This is a genomic window from Sedimentibacter saalensis, assembly GCF_007830175.1.
In the GTDB taxonomy this organism is placed as follows: domain Bacteria; phylum Bacillota; class Clostridia; order Tissierellales; family Sedimentibacteraceae; genus Sedimentibacter; species Sedimentibacter saalensis.
Window position 1 is genome coordinate 382,201 of sequence record NZ_VLKH01000003.1, and the last position, 26,096, is coordinate 408,296.

Consider the following 26,096-nt stretch of genomic DNA (forward strand, 5'->3'; position numbering starts at 1 on the left):
GATTTGGTTAGCATGAAAATTACAGCCAACATTTACCCCCCTTTATATTTATGCTAAATAATTTTTACCCACTTATTATACAAACACTTTACTATATATATAAAATGTTAATTTTGTCAATAAATTCCTGATTAATTTTTGTACTATAGCTAAAATAATACCCGAATATATAATTTATAGTTATATTTTTCATAGACTTTGTGAAAATAATCAACATTACAACTATAATGCTAACGTAAATTATGATAAGTATTTATCTTAAGAATAAGTTTCATATAAAATATATCATTTATCAAAAAATTTCGTAACATAACTTTTAACTCAAAAAATTATAAAATCCCTTGAATTAAGGGATTTGAATTATATAATAACTAAGTTTTTATTTGTCTATCTATGACTCCTAGAATATACTTAATCCAAGCTTTGAAGATAAATATTCCATGGCTTTTATTCCGCAAAAACTATTTCCCTTGTTGTCGAGAGCTGGTGAAAAAGTTCCTATACCCATTTTGCCTATAGCTGCTGCCATTATGCCGCCTCCAACTCCACTTTTCGACGGTATTCCCACTCTTATGGCATACTCGCCAGAAGCATCATACATTCCGCAGGTGGTCATCAGTGAACATATAACTTTAACTATAAACGGAGCCAAAAGCTGTCTTTTTGTTTTGGGGCATATCCCTCCATTTGCAAGAACAGCACCAAGAAAGCTTATCTGTTTACAATTTGCAAGAATTGAGCAAGTTTTAAAATAGATATCCAGGTGTTCTTCCACATCTCCATCAAACACTCCGTTGGATTTCATCATATATGCAAGCGAACGATTTTTGTTGCCTGTCTGCTTTTCAGATTGAAATACATATTTATCATATGTTAAATTTTCATCATCAAACAATAATTTTGCAGTGGAAAATATCTTTTCAAATCTTTCTTTCTTGTTTTGACCTGTAATACAGGTAGTGATTGCAATGGCCCCTGCATTTATCATCGGATTAAGAGGTTTTTTCATCATACTTTCAAGCCTCAATATGGAATTAAATGGGTCCCCAGTAGGTTCCATTCCCACCTTTTCAAACACCTTATCAAAGCCTGCCTCATTCAATGCAGTGGCAAGCAAAATAACTTTGGAAATACTTTGAATTGTAAATTTAACCTCACTATCTCCTGCCGCGTACACTTCTCCATTTAAATTAGTTATAGCTATCGCCAGATTATTCGAATTTGCACAGGCAAGCTGTGGAATATAACTTGCCACTTTACCTTGACCAAGCCATTCTTTTGCATGATCATACGCTTGTAATACATGTTGCTGCATACAACTCTCCCCCTTATGCTAACAGCAAAAACATATGCCGATTTTCGTGTAGTTTGAATACTAATAAGAAAATTTATATATCTTTATTTTTGTCTTTCAAATATTGTAAAAGTGATCTGCATTTAATTTTTTATCCGGTAAGATTTTTCATAAGCTGTCTTGTTGCTTTGAAAATACCCTATGTAGTCTCTCGCCCAGTGCATGTCCTATTAAATATTACACTCTTTTTTCTATTTTGTCCACAATCAGATTGCTTTTCGGCTAATATGTCCACGATTTCAATATTCTTTAATATGGTTTTAATTTTTCATTCTAATTTCAATGGCATTATTCTTTACTCTAGTGCAAATTTAAAAATCACACCAAAAATCTCAAGCATTTTACAGTAAAAATTGAAGCTAAATTTGTAAAAATCTCATATTTAACCACAAATAAAAAATACCTAAAGTAAACAACGCTTTAGGCATTTTTTTATATATGGTTGATTCGCATAATTTGAATAATGTGTATTTTTATCATTTAATCAATATGTGAATACTGACTTTATTGCTATTAAAAAATCATATAATTTTTTTGAGGGCAAGTATAATAGCTATACAACATACAGAGACATTAATTTCTTTCTTTAAAGAAATTAATATTATTTCACAAGAATTCCTATAAACAAACAAGGACTTTGTTCTTTTCTTAATATTTCTTTCTTATTAATATTAGAACATGATGTAAATAAAACTAAAAATATAATTGTTATCATAAATATGAATATTAATTCAAATTGTTTGTTTTTCAAATAGTCCCTCCTTATACTTAGTTTTAGGCCTCCTGAATATTATATAAATGATGTGTAATTCAGCATATAATACTTATGCGGTGTAAATTCGAAGGATATGTCGTTCTATTATTTTTTGTTTTCATTCATTCTTTTTCAAATAAGTTATACATACCTTTATAAATAATAAAACTGCTATAAATTTAGCAATTTCAAATACTACATTAAATATAATCGACACATACATTCCTGCTGTAATAATCCAGTCCATCACTCATAACTCCTTTATTATATATTTTAATTCGCCCATTTTTACAATCGTTACGCATAATATGATTTATATGACATTAAGCCAACTAAGATAATGCTCATTTTGCGTGGGTGAATTAATGGAATTTTTCCATTCGATAATGTCCCTCATCATCAAGCATTTTTGCATTATTTTTATAATGATAGCCCATTTTCTCATAAAATTTGCATGCTGTTATTGACGCCGGAATCTCTATACGAGTTGCTCTCAAAAACAGCTCATCATGTTCTAACGTTTCAATAATCTTTTTACCCAAACCCTTACCATGGTATTCTGGTAAAACAAATATAGTCAGTAGTATGCTTTATGTTTCGCTTCCCCAAAAGCTACTAATTGAGCCTGTCCCAATGATTATGTTCTCATCACATATCACGTATGTATGAGCATACGATGCAATTTGCAGTATCTTTTCTGGATTATAAACTGACGCCAATGTTTGCATTTCTTCCAAAGGATAATTACGGCTATTAATTTCAATAAAATTTCTACAAACAATTGTAGATACTTTTTCAGCATCTTCTGGCTTAAATCTTCTGATTATCATTTGCTACACACCTCACCAAATATAAATAATCTTTGTTTCGCATTTAATTACTAATGTGACCTAATTTTTGAATATTGAGAACTACTCATGTATAACTTCCCATCTGCCTCCACTTCCGTGAAATGTTTCAACACATAATTCAAATTTACATTCGCAACTTTTACACATGAAAACATGGCACGGAACATCATTAAGAAAAGGCATATCTCTTTCTATCAGACTAAAATCACAGTTACCTTGAATTAAGAATAATATACCTTCTTGCATCATAGTTTTAATTTGTTCAACAATACTGTAGTATTGATATGGATGTTCAATTCTGATTGTCTCATGTAAATCATCACATATTTGACACACACAAATCACCACCATTTTAGATAATACATTTATTTCGCACTATATTACTTTTACGACGTTATCTTACTACTGAGTCTATTTTATAATAAAAAACTCGTTAATATTATCCAAAACATATTTTATAATTATATCAGTTAATTCAGGAGTTATTTCATAAAACCTTCTATCTGTACTCATATATTCATCCTCTTCCCCTGCATCTATAGCATTCCTAAAATTTTTCGAATATTTTTCTGCATCTATCTCAATTAATGCTTGTTCAACTTCGTTAAAATTTTCGTCTGTAAAGCAATCAAAATATCCACTATGACCACCACTGTTCATTTCTGCATCATACCAAAAACAACGTTTTGCAATTTGCTGTATTTTAGACAAATCATCACCGAAGTCTTCATTACTCAATCCTTCTATAAACCTATTCCATAAATAATATTTGTCCTTTTCCACAGTTTCTTTATTTACTGTGATTTTCATACCATTCACCTCTCTTATTCTCAATCCATTTTTCAAGTTTCAATCCGTTCAGCAATTAAAGTATCATTCCATATATCAAAACACCAAAATGTCGAGAGAATAAAATACAATCGTCATAACTGGTTGTATTAAGAATGTAACTCAGAACCATATACCAATATTAAACTCTTTATAGGATAATAGTGATGCTATTAAAATTATTTGTTTAAAGTAATAAGCCAAGGACGCATAATTTTACTGTTGCGACCTATAATTTGATATAAGCAGACTATTAAATTTTATGTATGACATTTATTTTCTATGTCCCATTGATTTGGAGTAACCAAGACATTCTCTAAACAGCTTACTTCCAATATAATGTTGGAAAGTTCTATATCTATACCTGTAATATTCGTTCCAATAGCTACTCATTCTATTGTAGCTTTTGTAAAACAGACTAATATTTTCAAGACAAAATCTCTTTTTTCGTTCTGTATCCTGTTCTTTTAAAATATCATAAGTCATTTCTAATATTTCTACGATATATTCATCACATATTTTTACAATATACGGTATAGCCCAATCTTCATAATCCGTCTGAAGCAACGAATACAAATGTTTTTGCCGAATAAACCCGTCACAACTTCTTGAATAGATGCAGTGCAAAATCATTTTTTGTCGTGCACTTAAATTATCTATATCTTCATCTGAAATATCAGTGTAGTAGATACGATAGGGAAACTGAATCACGCTATTATCTTGAATGTATTGAATATTTTCCTGCGATACACCAACATTTACATTTTCAGAAGTCTTATGAGGAATCAATCCAACAGGTATAGCCACATCATCTTTCAAATATTTTGGAAATCCACCTTGAAACATATAATCACATCCTTGGTTCGAATAATACTACTTATGCGTCGCAATATTTGAAAATACGAATTACCCGTTAATATTAACATTTAAAAACTTACAGAAAAAATATAATTATTATCATTCATCTAAATATATATTTTAAACTATGTGCTGAATCATAATAAGGCAAGGATTTTCTTTTCCCCATAATTCCGGTAAACATTCTAAGGGTTTGAATCCAACTGATTGATAAAATTTCCTTGTTGCTGCATAGTATATATCAGGATGAGACTCATCAAGAGTTTTCACCTGTAGGTATTCATATCCCATTTCTTTAGCCCATTGTAAGGCAACATCAAATAAAGCCTTACCCATTCCTTGTTTATGGCAATCAGAAAGGACACCCATAACATAAATCTCAGCAGAATATTGATTGTTTTCTTTTATTGAAATAAAACCTAATGGCTTTAATTTATCGAATGCAGCAAAAAAAGGTAATTTGCTACTTTCATTAATATACTCTTGTGTAGATTCTGGTATCCCGAACCAATTTGGAAGTGATTTTAAAATGTTAGAAGATATTTCTCTTTTTTCTTGTTTATCATTAATTTCTTTTATATTCATTTTTAGATCACCCTAATATATATTTTAAGTTTACTATATAGAATATTACTGATGTGACGCTAAATTTGAATTATTTACATTAATTACAATAGTAAATTGGAATTTGCTTGATCTTGATAATCCGATTCCAATATGATACTCTTATACCATGTTGGAACAGGATTATTCATATTGTCATACCAATTAAGCACATCTATTGCCTGATTTATCATCGTTTCAATTTCATTTTGTCCGAAGGAAATTGCCCACGGAATAGATGAAAGAGTGTTGCTTGAAATATAAAGTGCTAACAATCGCCAAAAATCTAACGGCACCTTACAATCAAAATAGCCATTTACTATACCGGAGGCGAACAAAGGTGATTTTTGTACACTCCAAACGATACGATTAAACTCCTCCCACGGATCGCCGTAATCGTAACGGTCAAAGTCAATAATTTGTAACTTGCCATCATTATCTATCATCATGTTACCAATATGATAATCACCATGTTGAAAACATTGTGGACGATTTTTCAATAACTGGCGATTTGCGTTTATATAATCAATAAAGAATTTTCCGTTTTCGTATTTTATCGGGCAGTCAATATACATTTGAATTTTTCGGTCGATTTTATGATTAAAACGAATCTCCCAATCGTCATGTGTTGATAAAACAGGAAGAGAATGTAGAAGTTTTAATATTTGACCTGCTTCAAGTCCATAAGCATACTGTTCTTTTCTAGACAAAAACGGAAACTTTTCTTCAGCATCTTTTCCATCGATCCAGGTATGCAGAGAATATACACCCCTATCACAAATTCCAAATTCTATTGGCCGACACATTGGAATACCAAAAGCCGCAGCACGCTGCATCATTTCAAACTCATCCTTTTTGTAGTTATGTTGCTCTATGGGAGAAATACGCAACAGATACTTTTTACTGTCTGCTTTTGTAACACAATATTTCTTATCACCCGACCAGCCTTTTGTAATTGGTAATATTGACTCAAAATTTAATACTAACAGTTATAATTACCTCCTAACATATATTAATAATCTGTGCTATAATAAAACATACATCACTATTATAGTAGACGAGAAAACAAAAGTTTTGTTACACAATTTTACATTTAATATAGTAATTTTAATTTTTACAATTTTAAAATTTTTAAGTTGCTAATATGTTATTTTCAAGCCTATATACAATCTTCTGATAAGTAAAATCTGCATTATACGAATTAGCCCAAACAACATAATAGAATTTGTATACTTATCTGAATTTTTCTAATCGATATAATTGTTCTTCGTCAATGGTATTAACGCCATTTTTATAATCATATCCCATTTTTCGATAGAATTGGCATGCTGTGATAGAAGCAGGAATTTCAATTCTTTTTTGCTCTCATATAATAATCATCATTTTCTAATGTTTCAATTATTTTTCTGCCAATACCTTGTCCCTGATACTCTGGTAAAACAAATATTCTAAGTAGACTACTTTCATCTTCTTTTCCCCAATAAGGTCCTATTGAACCACATACAATTATTTTATCTTCATCGCATACATCATAACTATGTGTACAGTAAGAATTTTGAATTAAATATTCTGGAGTTAAAATTTTTACGTCATTTTCAATAAACTCCTCAGTATAATCTCTGATATTTGTTTCTCCCAATGTTCTTGCGATTAAGGCAGATACTCCAATTGCATCTTCTTTAAATTCTCTAATCATACAATATGCTCCCCTCTTTCTACTTAGGCTACATAATTTTTGAAAATAGCGAATTCACCTTATTTCGAATTATGCTCATTTGGTAAATAGGTATCATAATCATATACTCATTGTTGTTTTGATGAAACCATTTTTATCATAAAAGCGTTCTGCTATATTCTTTGCATTCATACGATAATCTCCTGTACCGTCAATACGGATTACTGGACACACAAGAGTTTCTCCCCATTTTTCGATTTTTGATAGTGGACGCGAGGCTACGAAATCAATAAACCTTAAATGTTGCTCATACATATCACCACCTTTGTGGATGCGTTCTCCGTGTTTCTCATACTCGCGTTGCTTTATGCGTTTTATACGCAGTTCAAACGGTGCTGAAATATATACAGCGAGTTCATACAACTGAAGAATTGTGTTATCAAAATCTCCAGAAACCGCTGAAATGACAAACGAGCGATGTTTTTTTATGTCAGCAAGCATTAAATTCATACATTCTTCATGTGAGCGTTCTACGGTATATGGAGTTTCTGTTTTTTCAAAGTGATAATCTTCTATGTCCATATGCTTAAAGTTCAAAATGCTCGCCAGTTCATGTCCAAGCGTAGACTTGCCACTTCCGTTTGCCCCAAACACAATTATACCGTGCGGTTTACTCATTTTTAGGCCTCCTAAATATTATATAAATGATGTTTAATTCGGCATATAATACTTATGCGGTGTAAATTTGAAGGATATGTCGTTCTATTATTTTTTGTTTTCATTCATTCTTTTTCAAATAAGTTATACATACCTTTATAAATAATAAAACTGCTATAAATTTTGCAATTTCATATACTACATTAAATATAATCGACACATACATTCCTGCTGTAATAATCCAGTCCATCACTCATAACTCCTTTATTATATATTTTAATTCGCCCATTTTTACATACGCATAATATTAAGACTACGAACCTATTATGATAAGTTCATTGTCTTCAACAAACACTACACATGAATAATTTAGATTTTGACAGTATTAATCAACAAGTGAAATTAACCAAAGACTATATTTACATTGGCTTTATATTGTTCAAGAACAAAGTCATAATATATTCATCAGCATAAGTTCCATCATCATATTTCAATGCATGTTTCTTTGTACCATAGATTTCAAAACCTAAACTCTTATACATTGAAATAGCACGATTATTTTCAGTAACAACTTCAAGTTCAAGTTGTTCAACACCCTTTTCTTTGCACCAATTAATACACTCCTGCATCATTATTATCCCAATTCCTTTGTTCCAATAATCCTTTAACACTGCAATACCCATTCCTGCTCTGTGGAGATATCTTCTTTTAATTTGAATTAATCCAACTGAACAACTTGCTATGATTTTACCGTCTAATTCTCCAATTAGAAAACGCACATTTTCATCGTTTGTGCAATTCTTAATAAATTCTCTTTCTTGTTCCACTGTTAGATTAAATTCATCAGGCTCTCTTGATAAGAATTTTGTTTCACTATCAACAGTTTGCATTTGACTTATTAAACTTTCTGCATCGCCTGGTTCTGGAATTCGCACAATAAGTTTTTGACCATCCTTTAATAAATACTCTTTCTTATAAAGTTCTTTAGAGTCCTGGTAATTTTGGTGGTTATCCATAATAATTTCCTCCGCTTCATGATTTTCTATATCTATGAAATATTATTTGAATATTGTGACAAGTAATATAAAGTTTATATGTATTTTCTCATATGTAAAACTATTGTTGTATCATACTGTAATTCTGTTTCAGAGATAATTTTGTAGTCAAGACTAAGCCAAAACCAAATCCCTTTGATATTGTTTTCTTGGAACTAATTTAATAGTGTTCGTTTAAAACATCTGCGACAAACTGAAATCTAACGAGTGAAATCTATTCTCACAAGTTTTTTTCCGTTTGGTAATTTGCTTTCTTGCTGCTTATCCTTTTTATAATTGACTTTACGCATAGCATCAACTATCCCATTTTCTTCAACATGATGGAGAACCTCATCTAAACGGTCAAATACATGAAGATATGGAGAATCAGATACAAATGAATCGTTTGTATTGACTTGAATAATACAAGACACATACCTTGGGTTTACTTTCTTAACCACTTTTTGGAAGCATTCATATCCAATATACTCAATTAAGAGATTTGCTACAATCAAGTCTGCACATGGCAATTGATTCGTATCTTGATTCAAATCTACACATATTGTCTCAAGTATATCTTGTAATTCTTGGTATCGTTTTTTGCACGTATTCAAATAGTTTTCATTTATATCGATTCCATAAACTTTATCAAAAGACTGCTTATTTATATGTTCTAATCCGTTCCCACCCGCTATACCCAAAATCATAATGGATTTTATGGAATAGGTATAAAATTGTTCTTTCATCATTTGGTTCATGGTCTGAAGTTGAAACACACTGTCTAAACTCATATGATTTTCATAGTCTTCTATGTCAATATTTTCCCAAGGGTTATTCATCGCAGCACCTCACAAATTCTTATTTATCTGTATGTTATATAAATAATTTTTACTGCACCTTTTATTACTGAATCGAATAATTCGAAAAAAGCGAATGACATTATTTAACACTAAATTTATAATAGGTAAAAACATCATTATCATAAAGATATTCGAATCCCAACTTTTCCAAAACGTGTTTGCTTCTAATATTTCTATGGATAGCATCTGCATAAATAGTCTTAAGGCCTAATTTATTTATTGCATAGTCAATTAATAGTCGCTGAGCCTCTGTTCCATATCCCTTTCCTTTATATGAATCATTAACTAAATGAACACTTAAAGTACCAGATAGTTTTTCTAGGTCTATTTGCTTTATTTGTATTTCACCAACAATCTTGTCATTATGGCATATTGCAAAGAAAAGCCTACTCAAATCTAGAACTTTATTTTGAAAATATCTATTGACCTCCTCTACATCATAAGTATATGTTTCATAGGTCATAGCAGGATCAGCAACATATTCTTTATAAAACTCATGGCACCTTGCTATTGTGTATGGAACTAAAACAATTTTTTCTCCCTTCAATACCACCTAGCCATCTCACTCCTCCGGAATTTTATTTCGCATTATATAATCTTCTGACATAACATTTGAAATTTACGAACCTTCTTTCTAATTGCAATTATTTTATTGTTATTTCAAAAGTATTTTCGTCAAGTTCAAGTTTTACATAATTGCCCCAGTTAAAAAACTCTTCACAAACGATTAATAACTTATTATCATGCCATTTGCAGAATTTAATCATATCCATTTTAATTGGACTATCCAGTTGCTTCGTATCTCTTATTGTTGTTTCAATAAGTTCAATATTGTAATAATCTGCTAAAATAAAATCTCCAGAAGGCGTTACTGTTAAGTTTTGGTATTGAGGTTGTTCTTTATAATCCCTTATTTCCTCATTAAGGCAATCGAATTGATATAGATAATCAGAAGTAAGTATTAATATCTGATTGTATTTTTAGATAATGCTACGCCTCTTGCTTCCCCTCTAAATTCACCACACCATTCATAGAAATCATCATTTGTGAATTTTATCCAAGTCCATTTTTGCGAATTCCATTGACTTGAGATATCATATATCCGTTCTTCATATTCTCATGAAAGTGGTTGATTCACAATATTAACATCAATAATCATTGCACCCTCCAAATATGTCCTATTTATTTTCTAATTTTGCAATTTTTTACAATTGTGACCCGATAATTAAATACTGTAATTTAAATAACAATTTTTACAATACTTATCTTTTATCAAAATCCGAAGATATCATTCCGTAATAACATACATTTCTATATCCTGTTTCACATTTATTAAAATTTCTTAAAACACCTTCTAATAGAAACCCACTCTTCTCTAAAACCCTGCAAGAAGCCGTATTGATTTGTAATGCAAGTGCTTCGATTCTTTCAACACCTAAAAATTCAAAGGAATACTTAACCAAATTCTTTGTAATTTCCGTTGCATAACCATGGTTCCAATATTGAGGTAATAAATTATAACCTATCACGCACCTATTGGCATGGGTAATATATCCAATTATTCCTGCCTCACCTATAAATTCCATAGAATCCTTTTTATAAAGAGCCTTATAAATATAATTTTCATCTATTCCTTCATCAATTAAATTTTCAAGTAGTATTCTTGCCTGGTCTTTATCCTTTAAAGGATCAAAAGTTGAATATTTCCATACTTCATTGCAAGACTTTAATTTGAAAAACACATCTAAATTTTCAAGTTTATAATCTGTTAGTAATAATCTTTCTGTTTCTAATATCATAAATTACCCCCCCGAATATATATCTTTTCATTATTACATTATAATACAGTTGTTAATAAAATTTAAATAATGCGATAATATTGTTTGTTGAGAAATATAAATTATATTTTAAAATATTAAATCTATTAATTTAATGCTCAATTGAGAAAACATAAATATAGGGAACTATGCCAAATAAATTCTCCTGCCATTTCAGGGTCATATATAAAAGAATTTATTATTTATTTAACTCATATGATATTGTTGTTTTTCCAATTCCAAAAGAACCATTTATCCATATTATCATCATTTTCTCTCCCAAAAATATAAATAATTTTGTTCAGAATAACTTACTGTTTTGCACTATAAATATATTACCTATATTGCGGGGGAAATTTAATCACTATTATATTAGACGAGAAGAACAAAAGATTTGTTACACAATTTTGCATTTAAATAGTAATATTTTACAATTTTAAGATATTTGAAGTTGTAAATTAATGAATGTTATTTTTCAAGCCTATATACAACTTTCTGATAAGTTCTATTATTGCAGCACCCTTCTTCAACCCTGCTTCCTTCATTAATATTTCCTCAGTAAAAATTTTTTTACACTCGTATTAGTTCTATCTACATAATTATGTTAGTTACTAATATTGTTTTTAAAGATTAGTTTTTCAACTTTGTTAATTAAAATAGGCTGAATAAGAGGGTATGTCCACTCTGTTGGCAAACTATCAAATAAATATACCTTTTCAATTTCTGAATCTGGTAATTCTTCCATTGTTTTTATGTCAGCATAATATAACATTCCATATATTTCTTCACCGCTTGAATTAACTCTGTTTCTTCCTGTAACAGAATAAACACTTACAGGCTTCAAATCAAATTCACATGCTCCGGTTTCTTCATATAATTCTCTTTTTGCTGTTTCAAAAATGCTCTCATTTTCTTCTCTGTGACCACCTGCAACTTCATATGTATCCCTCTCTTTATGTTTGCAGACTACCCACTTCCCTTTATATTTGGCTACAATAACTGCAAATCTTAGCAGACCATCTTCAACGTAATCATAAAACTTAACTTCAATCACTTAATGTTTACCATTCCTTTCTGTAGTTAACTAAATTTAGATGTTCATTTACTTTTTCATTTCCTACTTTTACATACCCCAACTTTTCATATAAATGCATATTGCCAGTTTCTTTTTCTGGAGTCTGCAAAGTCCATATTTTAGTATTTGCGTGCCTTTGCTCAACGAGAATAATTGCCTTTGATGCTATACCCATATTTTGAAATTCCGGATTAATTGCTATTATACTAAGTTCACACTCTTGTTTGTTTTTCTCTACTACAAATAAAGCTCCTTGTAGTTGCCCATTTACCAGTATCTTGTAAGCAAAAGAATCTATAATCCATTCAGATATTTGTCTATCTTCCGCTTCATATGCCGGACAAAATCTATATTTTTCAAATGATTTTTTAAATGCACTCTTCAAAATATAATTTATTTCTGAAGCCTCTTTACTTTCTGCTATTAATATATTAACATCCATATTCATCCCCCATTGTATTTGCACCCATGAAATATGACAACGTTATCTAATCTATTATATAACATTATTGGCTATTATCTCATTCTTTCATATGTGTAATATGTATATGGTATTTCACCTTCAATTCGTTCTTCATATATTTTTATAAAATTATCTTCACATATTACTGGGAAAAATACATCACCTTCAATTGATTTATCTATGACCGTAATGTATATTTTATCAGCATAAGGAAAAGCATCCTTGTATACTTGACCTCCACCAGCAATAAATGTCTCTTCTTCATCATCTACCAAAGAAAAGGCTTCAAACAGTGATTTTACCGTTGTGCAATTCTCTGTCTTAATTTTCTGTGTGTTTGATATAAGTATTGTCTTTCGATTGGGTAGTGGTTTCCCTATTTCCTCAAATGCTTTCCTTCCAATAATTATTGTTTTACCTGTAGTCAATTCTTTAAATCTTTTTTGTTCACCTCTTATCTTCCAAGGTATTACACCATTATTACCTATTACGTTATTTTTTGCTACTGCAACAATTAATGAAATCATAATTACCTTTCCTTTGTTCAAATTATTTTACGGTTTCGACGTAATATTTGAATATTCCGAACTATCACTGTAATAAATTAGGGATAATTTGTAAGGTTAAGAAACACTTTAAATCTTGGTTTGAAATTAACTTTAACTAAACCACATTCAGTTTTTATCACTATCTTTGACTCTTCCTTCTTATCAGAAAGTATTTCAATTCTATCTACACTATTAAAATCTAATAATGATAAAAGTTCATTGTTATCATCAGAATAAACCTGTATTTTTATATCGGAATATGATGGACAAATACTTACAACAAACCTTTCGCTGGCTTTATTACAAAACTCATACGTTGCTTCATTATAAAAGTAAGGAATATTATTATCTAAAAACTTAGGTTCACACTCAAACAATGACAACAGTGAAAGTTCATCGGGTATACTCATTTTAATACCTCCAAAAGCAGAATTATTCTAAATATTTATAACAAAATCTGTAGTTACTATTCAATTTTATCCACACCTTCAATGTATAAAGAAATTTCACCACATTTAGGACAGATTGCTACTTTAGGACTTCTATTCTCTTAGCAAAAACACCTGTACCTTTAGCAATTTTAATACCATATCCTGCCCCTTCAACTTTCACGTCAAATCCTTCAATCATTTCATTTTGGCATTGACGACAAATTCTCAATTTCATTACTCCCTTTTATCTATTGATTTAATACACAATATACTACTTATGCATCGCAACATAAGAATAATGTGTCATAGATAAATCCAATTTTATGCTTATTTTTTCAACTCGACAAATTGGAATTTATCTAATGGATTTCTCCATTAGAAATAAATCAAACTCACCATTACTTCCTTCTCTAAAAATTTCAAATCCAATTTTGTTCCAAAAATCTAAAGCCTTTATATTTTCTTTTATTACACCTAGTTGAACTATTGTTTTTCTATTATTTTTACAAACATCAAATAAATCATTAATAATTAAACTTCCTAGCCCTATATTTTGCCTATTTTTATCAATTTCTAATAATCCAATCCAAATAGCATTTTTATTATTCGCATCTTGAAAACTATATCCATCGATGATATCTAATACTGCAACCAACTCATTTTGAATATTATATATACTTATAAAATGATTACGAGCACTATCTGTAAAAGGTGGTATATCTTCAATATCTCTTTTTACATTTTCCATAGTAACAGGATAATTATTAGATAGTTTTGCAAACTCTTCATTACCTTTGTATAAATCTAATATATCTTCATACTTATTATCTTTAACTTCTAAATTATCCAATTTCAATCTTTGTTTGATATCATCTAATAACATTCATCCATTCTCCCTTCAAATTCCTATTTATCGGTTTTCAATAAATAAATCTTATGTCTTATAATACTAATGACCTTGAAAACATTATACTCCTGTTGAGAAAACGTTTCAACTAAACTTTCCCTTGATTTACTTCATATCAAAAAAGAAATACGTGATGAGAGATAAACAATAAGTAAAATTGTAGAATTAAAAAAAGCACATTTTATTTCTTCGATGTGCTTTTTGATAAAACTATTTAGATTTTTGATAAGAGATTATTTGGGGGGACAAAAACATGCATTCAACTACATGTCTCTGCGGCCTTCCATTGCACGCATGAGTGTAACCTCATCAGCGTACTCTATGTCTCCTCCGATTGGTATGCCGTGGGCTATACGCGTTGTTCTGATTCCCATTGGCTTTATCAACCTTGATATGTATACTGCTGTTGCTTCGCCTTCAATTGTCGGGTTAGTGGCAAGAATTACTTCTGTCACTTCAGAATTTAATCTGCTTACCAGATTTTTGATGTTTATATCTTCAGGACCTATTCCGTCAAGAGGCGAGATAGTACCATGGAGGACGTGGTAAACACCTTTGTATTCCTTGGTGCGCTCCATTGCAGCAATATCTCTCACATCCTCAACAACACATATTGTTGAATGGTCTCTTTTAAAGTTGCTGCATATACTGCAAGTTTCTCCTTCTGTGAGGTTTCCGCATGTCTTGCAGTGTTTTGTAAGTTTCTTGGCATTTACTATTGCTTTTGCAAGTTCCACCACATCGTTGCCCTTCATGTCAAGTATGTGAAATGCAAGGCGTTGAGCTGATTTTCTTCCTATTCCGGGAAGTTTAGCCAGTTCTTCTATTAGCTTTGTAATCGGCGGTGTGTACTGCTCCATTATAATAACCCTGGAATGCTTACTCCACCTGTTACTTTTTTCATTTCAGTATCCATCATTTCATCTGCTTTTCTGAAAGCTTCGTTGATGGCTGCAACAATCATGTCTTCAAGCATTTCAACATCATCCTTGTCAACCACCTCAGGATCTATTTTTACTTCAAGCAGAGCTTTTTTGCCTGTTACCTTTACTGAAACTGCTCCTCCGCCTGAAGTTGCCTCCACTTCTTTCTGCTCAAGTTCTTTCTGCATATCTTCCATTTGTTTCTGCATTTTTTGAACCTGCTTCATCATGTTGTTCATATTTCCGCCCCCTGGCATTCCCATGGGCATTCTTCTACCTTTACTCATTTTAATCCTCCTGCTTAAATTCTACTATTTCTTCACCAAATTCATTTTTCAAATCTTCATAGATATCTTCTATTGTTTGTTTTGGTTTATTTGATTTTTCTTCTTTTTCTCTCTTTGAAATAAATTCAACTTCACAATTATCATTTACAAATGAGCTGATAACATCCTTGAATTTTTGTCTGTTCTTGGGCTGATTTGCAGCATTGATGTGGAAAGTGAACTTAGGGTCAAATTCAAATACAGCCTTTTTGTTCACCACTTCTGTGAGTTTTGATTCTCTTATGATTGCCTGCAATCCTGCATTTTCACTTCTAACTTTTTTCAGTATTGCCTGCCATCCGTTTATTATGGCATTGAAAATTGCCTCATCACTTTTGTTTTCAAAGTTTCGTGGTTCCTGAACAGAATTAGAAGTATCATGACTAGTTTCCTGCTTTACTGCATGTTCGGAAACCACAGTCTTTCTTGTTTCCTGAGCAGGAAAATCATTATGTACAGCAGTCTGCCTGCTTGGTGCTGCTTTAGCACTTTGCCTTGCAACAGGAACATTTCCACTCTTAATGATATTTTCAAGCTCTTCAATTCTTTTTGTCAGAGTTTCAATATCAGTATGATTTACACCATGAAGCATTTTTATCAATTTTGTTTCCAGTAAAACTCTTGGATTAAGAGACCTTTTACATTCAAGCTGAGCTGTTGACAAATCTTCAATATAATTTACAATTTCATCTACTGAAATCTTTGAGCTTGCATTTTTTAACGCTTCTGCTTCATCCTCTGAAACTCTCATGAGATTATCAGTTGAATTTGTTGTCTTTATAATCAACATGTTTCTGAAGCATATTATGAGCTCATCCAGGAAAAAGGAAAGCTCTTTTCCGCTGTTTAATATATCATCAACCAAAATCATGGTTTTTTCTATGCTTTTGTCCATAAGGGAACTTGCTGCTTCCATTACAACCTGGTAATTAACGGTACCCAGCAAATTTATTACAGTTTCGTAATCAACCTCTTCATTGTTGAACGATACACACCTGTCAAGGATGCTAAGTGCATCTCTCATGGCTCCTTCTGAATTTGCAGCTATTAGCTTCAGTGCCTTTTCATCATATTTCACATTGATTTCCTGGCATATTTTCTCCATGTTTTCCACAATTACTGATGATTTGATTCTTTTCAAATCAAATCTCTGACATCTTGACAAAATTGTTGCAGGAATTTTCTGCGGCTCAGTTGTTGCAAGGATAAACAGCAAATGTTCCGGAGGTTCCTCCAGTGTTTTTAAAAGGGCATTGAATGCTCCTTTTGAAAGCATGTGAACTTCGTCTATGATGTATACTTTGTACTTGCTTTTTACAGGGAGAAATTTCACCTTATCTCTCAGTTCTCGTATATCTTCAACTCCATTGTTTGAAGCTGCATCCATTTCTATTACATCCATATTGGTTTCATCCAATATGCTTTTGCATATTTCACATTCATTGCACGGATTGCCGTCATGGCTGTTTGTACAGTTAACAGCACGTGCGAATATTTTAGCAGTGGATGTCTTGCCTGTTCCTCTGATGCCGCTGAACAGATATGCATGAGCTATATTATCCGACAATATTTGATTTTTTAAAGTCTTAGTTACATGTTCCTGCCCCAGTACATCATCAAATATTTTAGGACGGAATTTTCTGTATATTGCTTGATGCGACAACTTAACCACCTGACCTCATCTGGTAATTTTTAATAATTATAGCATAAAAAAAACCTATGCACAACATTGTAATTATTGCTTTTGAACAGTGTCTAATAATTATTGCTGCAAAGGCACAATACTATCAGCTACTGTTATATTTTCTCCGTTAGTTTCTTTTACAAACATAGTTCCTGCAAATGTAACAGCACTTAACACCGCAAGCACAATAAATGCCCTGGAATACAGCTCTCCTCCGACTAATGAAGGATTCATGTCAATTATCTTTCCAACTGCTACCGGTCCCACTGCACTTCCAATGAACTCCATGAGACCTACAAAGGAAACTGATAATCCTGCATATGTCAGGTCGTTGGATTCCTTGGCAACTGTGTAGGATAAAAGACATGATGACAGGGACAGCCCTGTAAGCATGTAAAGCATTTTCAGTTTATCAAAAGCAGGTTCTCCCTTGCTTATTACAACTATGTAAACCCAGACTGCAGTCATGGTACCATTAAGAATAAGCATGAATATTTTTCTTTTTCTGAAACGATCAGAAACAAGTCCAAGTATTGTTGAGCCTATGGCAAGTGCCAGAGTCAGTATCATTGTGTACCTTGAAGCATCAACCATGGATACTCCGTAAGTATCACGTACATACACGCTGCCGAATGAACCAGACAATATGGAAAGTATTGCACCCAGTGAAAACACTACTGCAAATGTTGGCCAGTTGTAACGGTTTAGCAGTATCTTTCCAACAGCATTTCGAATTTTTATTTTTTCTTTATTAGGATTTATGGTAATAATCTTTCCTTCCATGGACTCAATTGAAGGAAGCCCCATATCCTCCGGAGAATTTCTTACGATTATAAATGTTAGTATACCCATGAAAACAGACATTGCACCGAAAACAAAATATATGCTTCTCCATGAAAACATGTCTGCCAGCATCCTCAATGGTGTCTGAGCCAAGACGCTCCCAAGGTTTCCCAAGAGAAAAGTCAGTCCTGTCATGGTTGCAAACTCTCTTGACAAAAACCACTTTGTCTGAACTTTAATAAGTGAGATGTAGGTTACAGATATACCGATTCCTATTACAAATCTGCTGATGTTTGCAATGGCTGCACCTTGGGCAGCAGCAAACAAAAATGAACCAATTGCTGTAACTATGCATCCTGCTGTAACGGTCATTCTGGCACCTAAGGTGTCGGCCAGCAGTCCTGATGGAATCTGCATAATAAGGTACGAGTAAAAGACCATGCTGCTTAAGTTTCCAAATGCGGCAGTTGAAAGATTAAATGAATCAATCAGTTCATCCTGCATTACACCCGTTGAAAACTTGTGAAAATTAGCCAGAAAGTATACCGTTGAAAGCAGAATATAAATTACCCAGCGATATTTCATAACTTTCCTTTTTTCTGTTTCGAAATTTTTGCCTTTCATATGTCACCCATATAAATATTAAGATTTACTGCATACTTTAAATTATATCATAGTTTACATTTACGTACAATTTTTATAATTTAGCAATGAATTATGAAAATTGTAATATTCAACTTAATCTCTGTTTAAAAATTTTGAAATATAATGCATTTTGTGGTAAAATTAACATTATTCTTTAAGGAGTTAAACATGAATATAAAACAAATACGAGATTTAACTGTAATAGATTTTGATGAAAAAAGATACCTTGGCATTTCCTGTGATTCATGCGGAGGAATTGGATTAAAGGAACATGATTTTGTAAAGGCACCTCCGCAGCTTACTGCTTATCATACAGGAAAGGTTGTTCTTGCTGAGCTTATGAGCATGGGATTTGCTCCTATGATAATGGCCGACGGTCTGGCTGTTGAAATGGACGATACTGGCAAACAACTCATAGAAGGTTTTAATGAAGTTTTGTCAAAGCTTAAAACTTCAAAGGTTCACCTTACAGGAAGCACTGAGGAAAATATACCTACTGTCCAGACTTCCATGGGGGTTACGTGCATAGGAGTTTGCGACAAAGACAAACTTAAGTACAAAAAAACAGTTAAAAATGATGTGTGCATGCTCATCGGTCTTCCGCTTGTGGGAAATGATGTGGTTAACAATCCGGACAAAATTCTGGACATAGATGATTTTGAAGAATTGTATTTGTCCCATATGATTAAGGAAATGCTTCCTGTTGGTTCAAGAGGAACAGGAGCAGAACTAGAAGAACTTTGCAGCTACAACGGATTAATTTTTAAATTCAAGGATGATATTTCAATAGATTTGAAACAATCAGGAGGTCCATCCTGCTGCTGCCTGGTTACATTGGATGAAAAAGATATTGAGGCAGTAAGAAAACTCACCAAGAAACCTTCTGAACTAATCGGGTGGTTTTGTTAAGTGTTTGCAATATTTTATTAGTAGTATCAGATAATAGCACCTGAAAAATCTATTCCAGTCATTCTAGGAATAGTGAAGGATCTCATTTTTTGATTAAATGAGGTTCTTCAGTTTTTTAGAAAAAAACAGCGCAATCCTGCGCTTTAGCGCAAAACTAATAAATCTAAACTTACTCTTCATGCAAAGGCCCCTAAGCCTTTTTTCTTGACAGTGTCCACTTAAGCAATAAAATGGCGCTAAGTAATGTGATGATTAACCCTGCTAATGATATTAAAATAAATATAGTTCTAAAAAAAACTATCATTTCCACATTAAGACTATTATTCATATTAGCGAAATAATTCACTATTTCCCATGTAATTTCATTATTAGAAAACCATAAAACAATTCCGGCAACAATTCTATAAACATATATTTTTTCTTTTCCCACAATATTCACCCCAATATAATTTTTTAATAAATGCTATATGGATATTATAGCACAGGCAGAAGTATTTAAAGACACTTTTTATATATTTAATGGGCATAAATTTTTTTATGCCCATTAATTTTACTTATACTATTAATCTTAATACTAACTATACGAGTATCTAAAATCATCTATTGTAGTTCGTGCATAATATGTAGTCCCGGTAACAAATGACACAGAATACCCACAACCTTTTAGATATTCAATACTAAATTCGCCTTCTGTTGATTTATAAGTAGTTACTGTAATATTTTGGCGAAGCCGAAATCAAAGCAAACTAAAAGGCAAATCCATAACGTATGTTTAGGATTTGCCCAAAAGTCAATGTTCTTATTTGTTGTCCAAGTTGTATTTTTTCTTAAATCTGTCAACTCTTCCGCCTTTATCGATAAACTTTTGTTTACCAGTAAAGAATGGATGACATTCTGAACAAATTTCAACTTTGATTTCGTCTAATACTGAACCAGTTTCAAATGTATTTCCACATGCGCAGTGTACAGTAACAGTTTTATAATCTGGATGTATACCTTGTTTCATCCCGTTCACCTCTTTCTCGCTCTATATATTAATTAAATAATATCTCAATTTACCTTGAGTATTATATCATACCATTTTATATAATACAATATTTTTTTGCTTTATATAATTATTACTTTTTGTTTAAAAGTTTCTGTCGTCAAGATCATCTTTCATTTTATCGATATTAAGCAGCTGTGCTGAAGCCTGCTTGATAAAATCAGCATTTGTCTTGGTTTTTATAAGCCCGTCGATTATTCTTTCAGTTACATCTGCAACTGAGAAATTGCTCATTGCTTTTCTAAGCTGCCATATTGTCTGCATTTCTTCTGCATTCAGCAACAGTTCTTCTCTTCTTGTTCCTGACTTGTTTATGTCTATGGCAGGGAAGACTCTCTTTTCTGAAAGTTTTCTGTCAAGATGGATTTCCATGTTGCCTGTTCCCTTGAACTCTTCAAATATCATGTCGTCCATACGGCTTCCTGTTTCAATCAACGCACTTGCCAATATTGTCAGGCTGCCTCCGAACTCGATGTTTCTTGCAGCTCCGAAAAATCTTTTAGGACCATACAGTGCTCCAGGATCAAGACCTCCGGACAATGTTCTTCCTGTGGGAGTGATTGTCAGGTTGTATGCCCTTGCAAGTCTTGTTATGCTGTCCAAAAGAATTACAACATCCTTACCGTGTTCCACAAGCCTCTTTGCTCTTTCAAGAACCATCTCAGCAACCTTTATGTGGTTTTTTGGAAGCTCATCAAATGTTGAATAAACAACGTCTCCCTTTACGGAACGCTTCATGTCTGTAACTTCTTCAGGACGTTCATCTATAAGAAGCATAATAATTTCTATTTCAGGATAGTTTTCAGCTATGCTGTTAGCCAGGTTTTTCAAAATTGTTGTTTTTCCTGCCTTAGGAGGAGCAACAATCATCCCTCTTTGCCCTTTACCTATGGGAGCAATCAAATCTATCAATCTCATTGCAATTTCTTTGTGAGATTTTTCAAGTTTTATTCTTTCATTGGGATAAATAGGGGTGAGAGAATCAAAATCTTTTCTGTTTCTTGCCAATTCAGGATTTTCATCATTGACTTGTTTCACGTACAATAAGGCTTTGAATTTTTCGCCTTGCTTAGGAGGCCTTGTTATTCCGGTAATTTTGTCTCCTGTCTTCATATGAAATCTTCTGATTTGAGAAGGGGATATGTATACATCTTCATCGCTGGTAAGATAGTTATTTGTTCTTAAGAAACCATAGCCGTCAGGGTGTGTTTCAAGTATTCCTTCAACCTTTACTGCACCTTCTCCGCTGGATTCAATTTCTTCGACTATTTTATCAGGCATTGAATTTTTCTTGTTTGATTCTTCTTCAGCTTCAAACACTTCCAAACTTTTTGCTTTTTCAACAAATTTTACACTTGATTTTCCTTCATCATCTTTATCTTCTATATTTTCGCTAACAAATACCTGAGCATTGTTATCTGTTTCATTCAAATTATCATAATAGTTGTTAAGTTTAATTAACAATTCTTCCTTTTTATACTTATAGGAATCATGCATCCCCAAAGATTTAGCAAGTTCCTTAAGCTCAGTAAGCTTCAAGGCTGCCAATTGGTTTTTCTCCATAAAAACCTCCATACTTATTTAGTTTTTGTCAATTCATAGGAAAATTAAGGTAAGTGTTCGGTAAGTGGTACAATGATAACATTTAATTAAATAATAGTCAAGGATAATCTTGTTGCAATTCCTTTCCTTTCGTTAACTGGATTATAATTTACTATTTGTTAATTTATTAACCAATCATTGACTTTAATTTTTATAAATATATAATGAATATATAAAGATAAATACAATATTACAGAGGGATAAAATGACTGAATTAAAGATTTGCGTAGGCAGCGCCTGCCATTTGAAGGGTTCAACAGAAGTAATAGATATTTTCAAAAAATGCGTGGACAGCCGCAATGTTTCTGACAAAGTGGAAATAAAGGGTGCTTTTTGCCTGGGCCATTGCACAGAAGCTGTTTCTGTGTGCCTGAATGATAAAATCTATTCAGTTGCACCTGAAAATGCTGAAACTTTTTTTGATAAACATGTTATGGACAGTCTATGTGAGGAGTTATTATGAGAATACTAGATTTTTATCCTACTAATTGCAAAAATTGTTACAAATGTGTGAGAAATTGTTCTGTGAAGGCAATAAAAATGATTGACGACCAGGCTCAAATTGTGGAAGAAAAATGTATTGCCTGCGGCAGCTGTTTCCAGGTATGTCCTCAAAATGCAAGAAACATTCATAGCGATCTTGACAATGTTTCTGAAGCGTTCAAGCAAGGAAAGAAAATCATAGTAACTATTGCACCGTCATATCTTGGGGTTTACGAAGAGCCGTACAAGCTTATTTCTGTGCTTAAGTACCTGGGTGCTTCTCTTGTTGAAGAAACAGCAATCGGTGCAGTCAAGGTTACTGAACTATACAAGAAATATATTGAAAGCACAGATTCAAGCAGCCTCATAACAACCTGCTGTCCTTCTGTAAATATGATGATTCAGACTTATTACCCTGACTTGATTAAATACATGTTGCCAATAGATTCTCCTATGATTGCCCACTGCAAAATGATAAGAAAGCGTCACGGCGAAGATGCCTACATTGTTTTTCTTGGACCATGCATATCAAAAAAATGTGAAGCCTATGGGTATCAGATATCCGGAATCATTGATGGAGTAATTTCATTTGAAGAACTGGACAAGTTGCTTGAAACAAGAAACATTGACATATCAAAATTTGAAGAAAGTCTGCCTGATCTTCAAGGCAACTATACAGGCAAAAAATATCCTCTTGAAAACGGCATATTGTCTGGTATGAAAGACACCATCACTTCAAACAAGTTCACTCCACTTTCAGTATCAGGAATTGATAATTTAAGAGGGGCATTTGAAGCTTTGGAAAACGGCGACCTTAATAATGTGCTTATAGAAGCAAACAGCTGCATTGGAGGATGTCTCGGGGGGCCTGCTGTCCCTAAGAAAAGCAAGAATGTGTTTGTAAGGAAGACTAAGACAAGGACTGAAATACGACCTTTCAAAAATATAAATATTAAAAATTACACAGATGAAGAAAAAGATTTGGACTATGTGAGAAATTTCAGAAACAAGCAATATGTACATCCTGTTTATTCAGAAGAAGAAATATTAGATGTTCTTAAAAAAACAGGCAAGCACTCAAAATCAGACGAATTAAACTGCGGCGCATGCGGTTATGACACATGCAGAGACAAGGCAATCTCGGTTCTGGAAGGCCTTTCTCACCCTCAGATGTGCATGCCGTACATGCGAAGCGAAGCTGAAAAAATATCAAACATATATTTTCAGTATTCTCCAAGCATCATAGTTATTGTTGACACAGACCTGAACATACTTGATTTGAATCCTGTGGGAGAAAAAGCATTCAACACAAAAATAAACTCTGTGAGGAACAAAAATCTTTCAACTCTTATGCCGGTTGATGATTTCAAGGAAGTTCTTACAACTGAAGAAAATACGGTTGGAAGGAAGCTCACTTTGGATAAGTACGGCATAATAGTCTTCGAACGCATCATATATCTGCCCAAAAATAAAATATTGTTTGGAATTTTAAACGACATCACTGATGATGAAATGAAAAAGGAACAAATAATAAACTTTAAGCTGAATACATTGGAAACGGCTGACAGAGTAATTGAAAAACAAATGAGAGTTGCGCAGGAAATCGCAGGGCTTCTAGGTGAAACAACAGCCGAAACAAAGGCTGCTCTTCTCAAGCTTAAAAAAGTCGTCCTAGAGGAAAGTGAAAACAATGGATAATTTTATAGATATTAATTATAAAAGTATAAACAAGCACAGCGAAGAACTTTGCGGCGACAAGGTGGAATATGTTTCTGATGACGACGGATATATCATTGTAATGTCTGATGGCCTTGGAAGCGGCGTAAAAGCAAACATCCTTGCAACCATGACGACTAAAATTGCAGTTACCATGCTGAAAAACGGAGCTTCAATAGATGACACCATTGAAACCATCATAAACACGCTGCCTGAGTGCAAGGTGAGAAAGCTTGCTTATTCAACATTTACCATAATTAAAATTGATAAGCACAACAATGTATACATTGCAGAATATGACAATCCTCCCTATTTTTATTATTCAGGCAAAAGAATTATTCCTGTTGAAAAAAAGGAGCGAATGATTGGAGACAAAAAGATTTATGAGTCCAACTTTCAGCTTAACATGGGAGATACCATCTGTGTTGTAAGTGATGGAGCAATTCATGCCGGCATAGGTCAGATGCTAAATCTGGGCTGGTCATGGAATGAAGTAAACGGATACCTGAAGGAGCTGAATAATGTAAATCGCTCTTCTCAGCTGGTCAATGGAAATTTCATAGGAGTATGCAACAATCTTTACAACAACAAGCCCGGTGATGATACGACCATTTTAACTGTAAAGGTTAGAAAGACTGAAGCTATAGATGTGTTTGTAGGTCCCCCTGCTGACAAAACGCTTGATACTTATCTGGCAAACATAATGAAGACAAGCAATAACATGAAAATAATTTGCGGCGGAACAACAGCACTCATTGCTGAAAGAGAACTTGAAAAGGAACTGATGGTTGATCTTGAATCAATGAAAAATGATATTCCTCCAATAGCATACATGGATGATTTTGATCTTGTTACAGAAGGAGTTTTAACTCTTGGAAAAACTCTTGAAAACATTAAAAAACTAAACAAAGCAAGCTATGAAGACTCTATAGAGTACAATGAATATGATGGTTGCTCTATTTTGACAAACCTTCTGATGGATGTGGGCACACATATTAACTTTTATGTGGGAAGAGCCGTAAACCCTGCCCATCAAAATCCAAACTTCCCCATGGGCTACAACATCAAGCAAAACATTGTTGAAGGGTTAATGGAAGAATTAAAAAAAGCAGGGAAAAATATTAATGTGATGTATTTATAAATTCAGTTTTGTAGTGGAGGGTTACTGCCCGCCCGCGGGAGTACACAAGGTCCTCCCCTACAATCTGTAGAATTCAATACTTATTAATTATAGAGCAAGGACATCCTTGCTCTTTTTTTTCATA

31 protein-coding genes and 1 pseudogene are annotated in these 26,096 nt (G+C 32.6%); 4 read left to right on the forward strand and 28 right to left on the reverse strand.

What is annotated here, in order from left to right:
- Positions 1–400 precede the first annotated feature (400 nt).
- From glsA to LY60_RS07230, 25 genes and pseudogenes are all read right to left on the reverse strand, one after another.
- Entirely contained in the window at positions 401–1,315 is a 915-nt protein-coding gene (glsA, locus tag LY60_RS07120; protein WP_145081918.1) for a glutaminase A, read from the reverse strand.
- Between the two features lie 911 nt (positions 1,316–2,226).
- On the reverse strand, positions 2,227–2,355 hold the full coding sequence (locus LY60_RS18310) for a hypothetical protein (protein ID WP_281291825.1): 129 nt from the start codon (positions 2,353–2,355) through the stop codon (positions 2,227–2,229).
- A 115-nt stretch (positions 2,356–2,470) separates the two neighbouring features.
- Positions 2,471–2,695, reverse strand: coding sequence for a GNAT family N-acetyltransferase (locus LY60_RS18375; RefSeq protein ID WP_342783528.1), 225 nt, complete (start codon positions 2,693–2,695; stop codon positions 2,471–2,473).
- A gap of 3 nt (positions 2,696–2,698) precedes the next feature.
- Positions 2,699–2,938, reverse strand: a complete 240-nt coding sequence (locus tag LY60_RS18380) for a hypothetical protein (RefSeq protein ID WP_342783526.1) — start codon at positions 2,936–2,938, stop codon at positions 2,699–2,701.
- A 432-nt stretch (positions 2,939–3,370) separates the two neighbouring features.
- Positions 3,371–3,769: a DMP19 family protein gene (locus tag LY60_RS07130; RefSeq protein WP_145081920.1), complete on the reverse strand. Its 399-nt coding sequence runs from the start codon at positions 3,767–3,769 to the stop codon at positions 3,371–3,373.
- A 291-nt stretch (positions 3,770–4,060) separates the two neighbouring features.
- A complete protein-coding gene (locus LY60_RS07135; RefSeq protein WP_145081922.1) occupies positions 4,061–4,633 on the reverse strand; it encodes a hypothetical protein in 573 nt (190 codons plus the stop codon).
- 132 nt (positions 4,634–4,765) lie between these two features.
- Complete coding sequence (locus LY60_RS07140) at positions 4,766–5,230, reverse strand: GNAT family N-acetyltransferase (protein WP_145081925.1); 465 nt, start codon at positions 5,228–5,230, stop codon at positions 4,766–4,768.
- Between the two features lie 83 nt (positions 5,231–5,313).
- On the reverse strand, positions 5,314–6,237 hold the full coding sequence (locus tag LY60_RS07145) for an aminoglycoside phosphotransferase family protein (RefSeq protein ID WP_145081927.1): 924 nt from the start codon (positions 6,235–6,237) through the stop codon (positions 5,314–5,316).
- Between the two features lie 244 nt (positions 6,238–6,481).
- Positions 6,482–6,944: pseudogene (locus tag LY60_RS07150) on the reverse strand (GNAT family N-acetyltransferase).
- Between the two features lie 99 nt (positions 6,945–7,043).
- The gene (locus tag LY60_RS07155; RefSeq protein WP_145081929.1) at positions 7,044–7,601 is read right to left on the reverse strand and encodes an AAA family ATPase; all 558 of its coding nucleotides are present in this window, start codon (positions 7,599–7,601) and stop codon (positions 7,044–7,046) included.
- A 100-nt stretch (positions 7,602–7,701) separates the two neighbouring features.
- Positions 7,702–7,830: a hypothetical protein gene (locus tag LY60_RS18315; RefSeq protein ID WP_281291826.1), complete on the reverse strand. Its 129-nt coding sequence runs from the start codon at positions 7,828–7,830 to the stop codon at positions 7,702–7,704.
- A gap of 169 nt (positions 7,831–7,999) precedes the next feature.
- Positions 8,000–8,596 (reverse strand): GNAT family N-acetyltransferase, encoded by a 597-nt coding sequence (locus LY60_RS07160; RefSeq protein WP_145081931.1) that lies wholly within the window; start codon positions 8,594–8,596, stop codon positions 8,000–8,002.
- Positions 8,597–8,835: 239 nt separating this feature from the next.
- On the reverse strand, positions 8,836–9,453 hold the full coding sequence (locus tag LY60_RS07165; protein WP_145081933.1) for a class I SAM-dependent methyltransferase: 618 nt from the start codon (positions 9,451–9,453) through the stop codon (positions 8,836–8,838).
- 100 nt (positions 9,454–9,553) lie between these two features.
- Positions 9,554–10,021: a GNAT family N-acetyltransferase gene (locus LY60_RS07170; protein WP_170226131.1), complete on the reverse strand. Its 468-nt coding sequence runs from the start codon at positions 10,019–10,021 to the stop codon at positions 9,554–9,556.
- Positions 10,022–10,118: 97 nt separating this feature from the next.
- Complete coding sequence (locus LY60_RS18320) at positions 10,119–10,247, reverse strand: hypothetical protein (RefSeq protein ID WP_281291827.1); 129 nt, start codon at positions 10,245–10,247, stop codon at positions 10,119–10,121.
- A 489-nt stretch (positions 10,248–10,736) separates the two neighbouring features.
- Complete coding sequence (locus LY60_RS07175) at positions 10,737–11,273, reverse strand: GNAT family N-acetyltransferase (protein WP_145081937.1); 537 nt, start codon at positions 11,271–11,273, stop codon at positions 10,737–10,739.
- Between the two features lie 622 nt (positions 11,274–11,895).
- On the reverse strand, positions 11,896–12,342 hold the full coding sequence (locus LY60_RS07185; RefSeq protein WP_145082103.1) for an NUDIX hydrolase: 447 nt from the start codon (positions 12,340–12,342) through the stop codon (positions 11,896–11,898).
- Between the two features lie 10 nt (positions 12,343–12,352).
- Entirely contained in the window at positions 12,353–12,808 is a 456-nt protein-coding gene (locus LY60_RS07190) for a GNAT family N-acetyltransferase (RefSeq protein WP_170226132.1), read from the reverse strand.
- Positions 12,809–12,882: 74 nt separating this feature from the next.
- Positions 12,883–13,356: a dihydrofolate reductase gene (locus tag LY60_RS07195; protein WP_145081945.1), complete on the reverse strand. Its 474-nt coding sequence runs from the start codon at positions 13,354–13,356 to the stop codon at positions 12,883–12,885.
- Between the two features lie 77 nt (positions 13,357–13,433).
- Entirely contained in the window at positions 13,434–13,787 is a 354-nt protein-coding gene (locus tag LY60_RS07200) for a hypothetical protein (protein WP_145081947.1), read from the reverse strand.
- 376 nt (positions 13,788–14,163) lie between these two features.
- The gene (locus LY60_RS07210; RefSeq protein ID WP_145081949.1) at positions 14,164–14,691 is read right to left on the reverse strand and encodes a GNAT family N-acetyltransferase; all 528 of its coding nucleotides are present in this window, start codon (positions 14,689–14,691) and stop codon (positions 14,164–14,166) included.
- A gap of 287 nt (positions 14,692–14,978) precedes the next feature.
- On the reverse strand, positions 14,979–15,575 hold the full coding sequence (gene recR, locus LY60_RS07215; RefSeq protein ID WP_019230153.1) for a recombination mediator RecR: 597 nt from the start codon (positions 15,573–15,575) through the stop codon (positions 14,979–14,981).
- A complete protein-coding gene (locus LY60_RS07220; RefSeq protein ID WP_019230154.1) occupies positions 15,575–15,925 on the reverse strand; it encodes a YbaB/EbfC family nucleoid-associated protein in 351 nt (116 codons plus the stop codon). The genes recR and LY60_RS07220 overlap by 1 nt, the downstream gene beginning before the upstream one ends.
- 1 nt (position 15,926) lies before the next feature.
- Positions 15,927–17,627, reverse strand: coding sequence for a DNA polymerase III subunit gamma/tau (dnaX, locus tag LY60_RS07225; RefSeq protein WP_145081951.1), 1,701 nt, complete (start codon positions 17,625–17,627; stop codon positions 15,927–15,929).
- 99 nt (positions 17,628–17,726) lie between these two features.
- A complete protein-coding gene (locus LY60_RS07230) occupies positions 17,727–19,055 on the reverse strand; it encodes an MFS transporter (protein ID WP_145081952.1) in 1,329 nt (442 codons plus the stop codon).
- 189 nt (positions 19,056–19,244) lie between these two features.
- Here LY60_RS07230 and LY60_RS07235 point away from each other — a divergent pair, with 189 nt between their 5' ends.
- Positions 19,245–19,985, forward strand: coding sequence for an AIR synthase related protein (locus tag LY60_RS07235; protein ID WP_145081954.1), 741 nt, complete (start codon positions 19,245–19,247; stop codon positions 19,983–19,985).
- A gap of 190 nt (positions 19,986–20,175) precedes the next feature.
- Here the strand turns inward: LY60_RS07235 and LY60_RS07240 are convergent, their stop codons facing one another.
- From LY60_RS07240 to rho, 3 genes are all read right to left on the reverse strand, one after another.
- Positions 20,176–20,415 (reverse strand): hypothetical protein, encoded by a 240-nt coding sequence (locus LY60_RS07240; RefSeq protein ID WP_145081956.1) that lies wholly within the window; start codon positions 20,413–20,415, stop codon positions 20,176–20,178.
- 369 nt (positions 20,416–20,784) lie between these two features.
- Positions 20,785–20,991, reverse strand: coding sequence for a 50S ribosomal protein L31 (gene rpmE / locus LY60_RS07245; RefSeq protein WP_019230158.1), 207 nt, complete (start codon positions 20,989–20,991; stop codon positions 20,785–20,787).
- A gap of 123 nt (positions 20,992–21,114) precedes the next feature.
- Positions 21,115–22,593 (reverse strand): transcription termination factor Rho, encoded by a 1,479-nt coding sequence (gene rho / locus LY60_RS07250; RefSeq protein ID WP_145081957.1) that lies wholly within the window; start codon positions 22,591–22,593, stop codon positions 21,115–21,117.
- A gap of 244 nt (positions 22,594–22,837) precedes the next feature.
- Between rho and LY60_RS07255 the strand changes: the two genes are divergently transcribed.
- From LY60_RS07255 to LY60_RS07265, 3 genes are read left to right on the forward strand one after another with little or no spacing between them, the layout of a single operon-like run.
- On the forward strand, positions 22,838–23,095 hold the full coding sequence (locus LY60_RS07255; protein WP_019230162.1) for a (2Fe-2S) ferredoxin domain-containing protein: 258 nt from the start codon (positions 22,838–22,840) through the stop codon (positions 23,093–23,095).
- Entirely contained in the window at positions 23,092–24,813 is a 1,722-nt protein-coding gene (locus LY60_RS07260) for a [Fe-Fe] hydrogenase large subunit C-terminal domain-containing protein (protein ID WP_145081959.1), read from the forward strand. Before LY60_RS07255 ends, LY60_RS07260 begins: the two co-directional genes overlap by 4 nt.
- Positions 24,806–25,972 carry a SpoIIE family protein phosphatase gene (locus tag LY60_RS07265; RefSeq protein WP_145081961.1) on the forward strand — a complete coding sequence of 389 codons (1,167 nt, stop codon included), beginning with the start codon at positions 24,806–24,808 and terminating at the stop codon, positions 25,970–25,972. Before LY60_RS07260 ends, LY60_RS07265 begins: the two co-directional genes overlap by 8 nt.
- Positions 25,973–26,096: the final 124 nt, after the last annotated feature.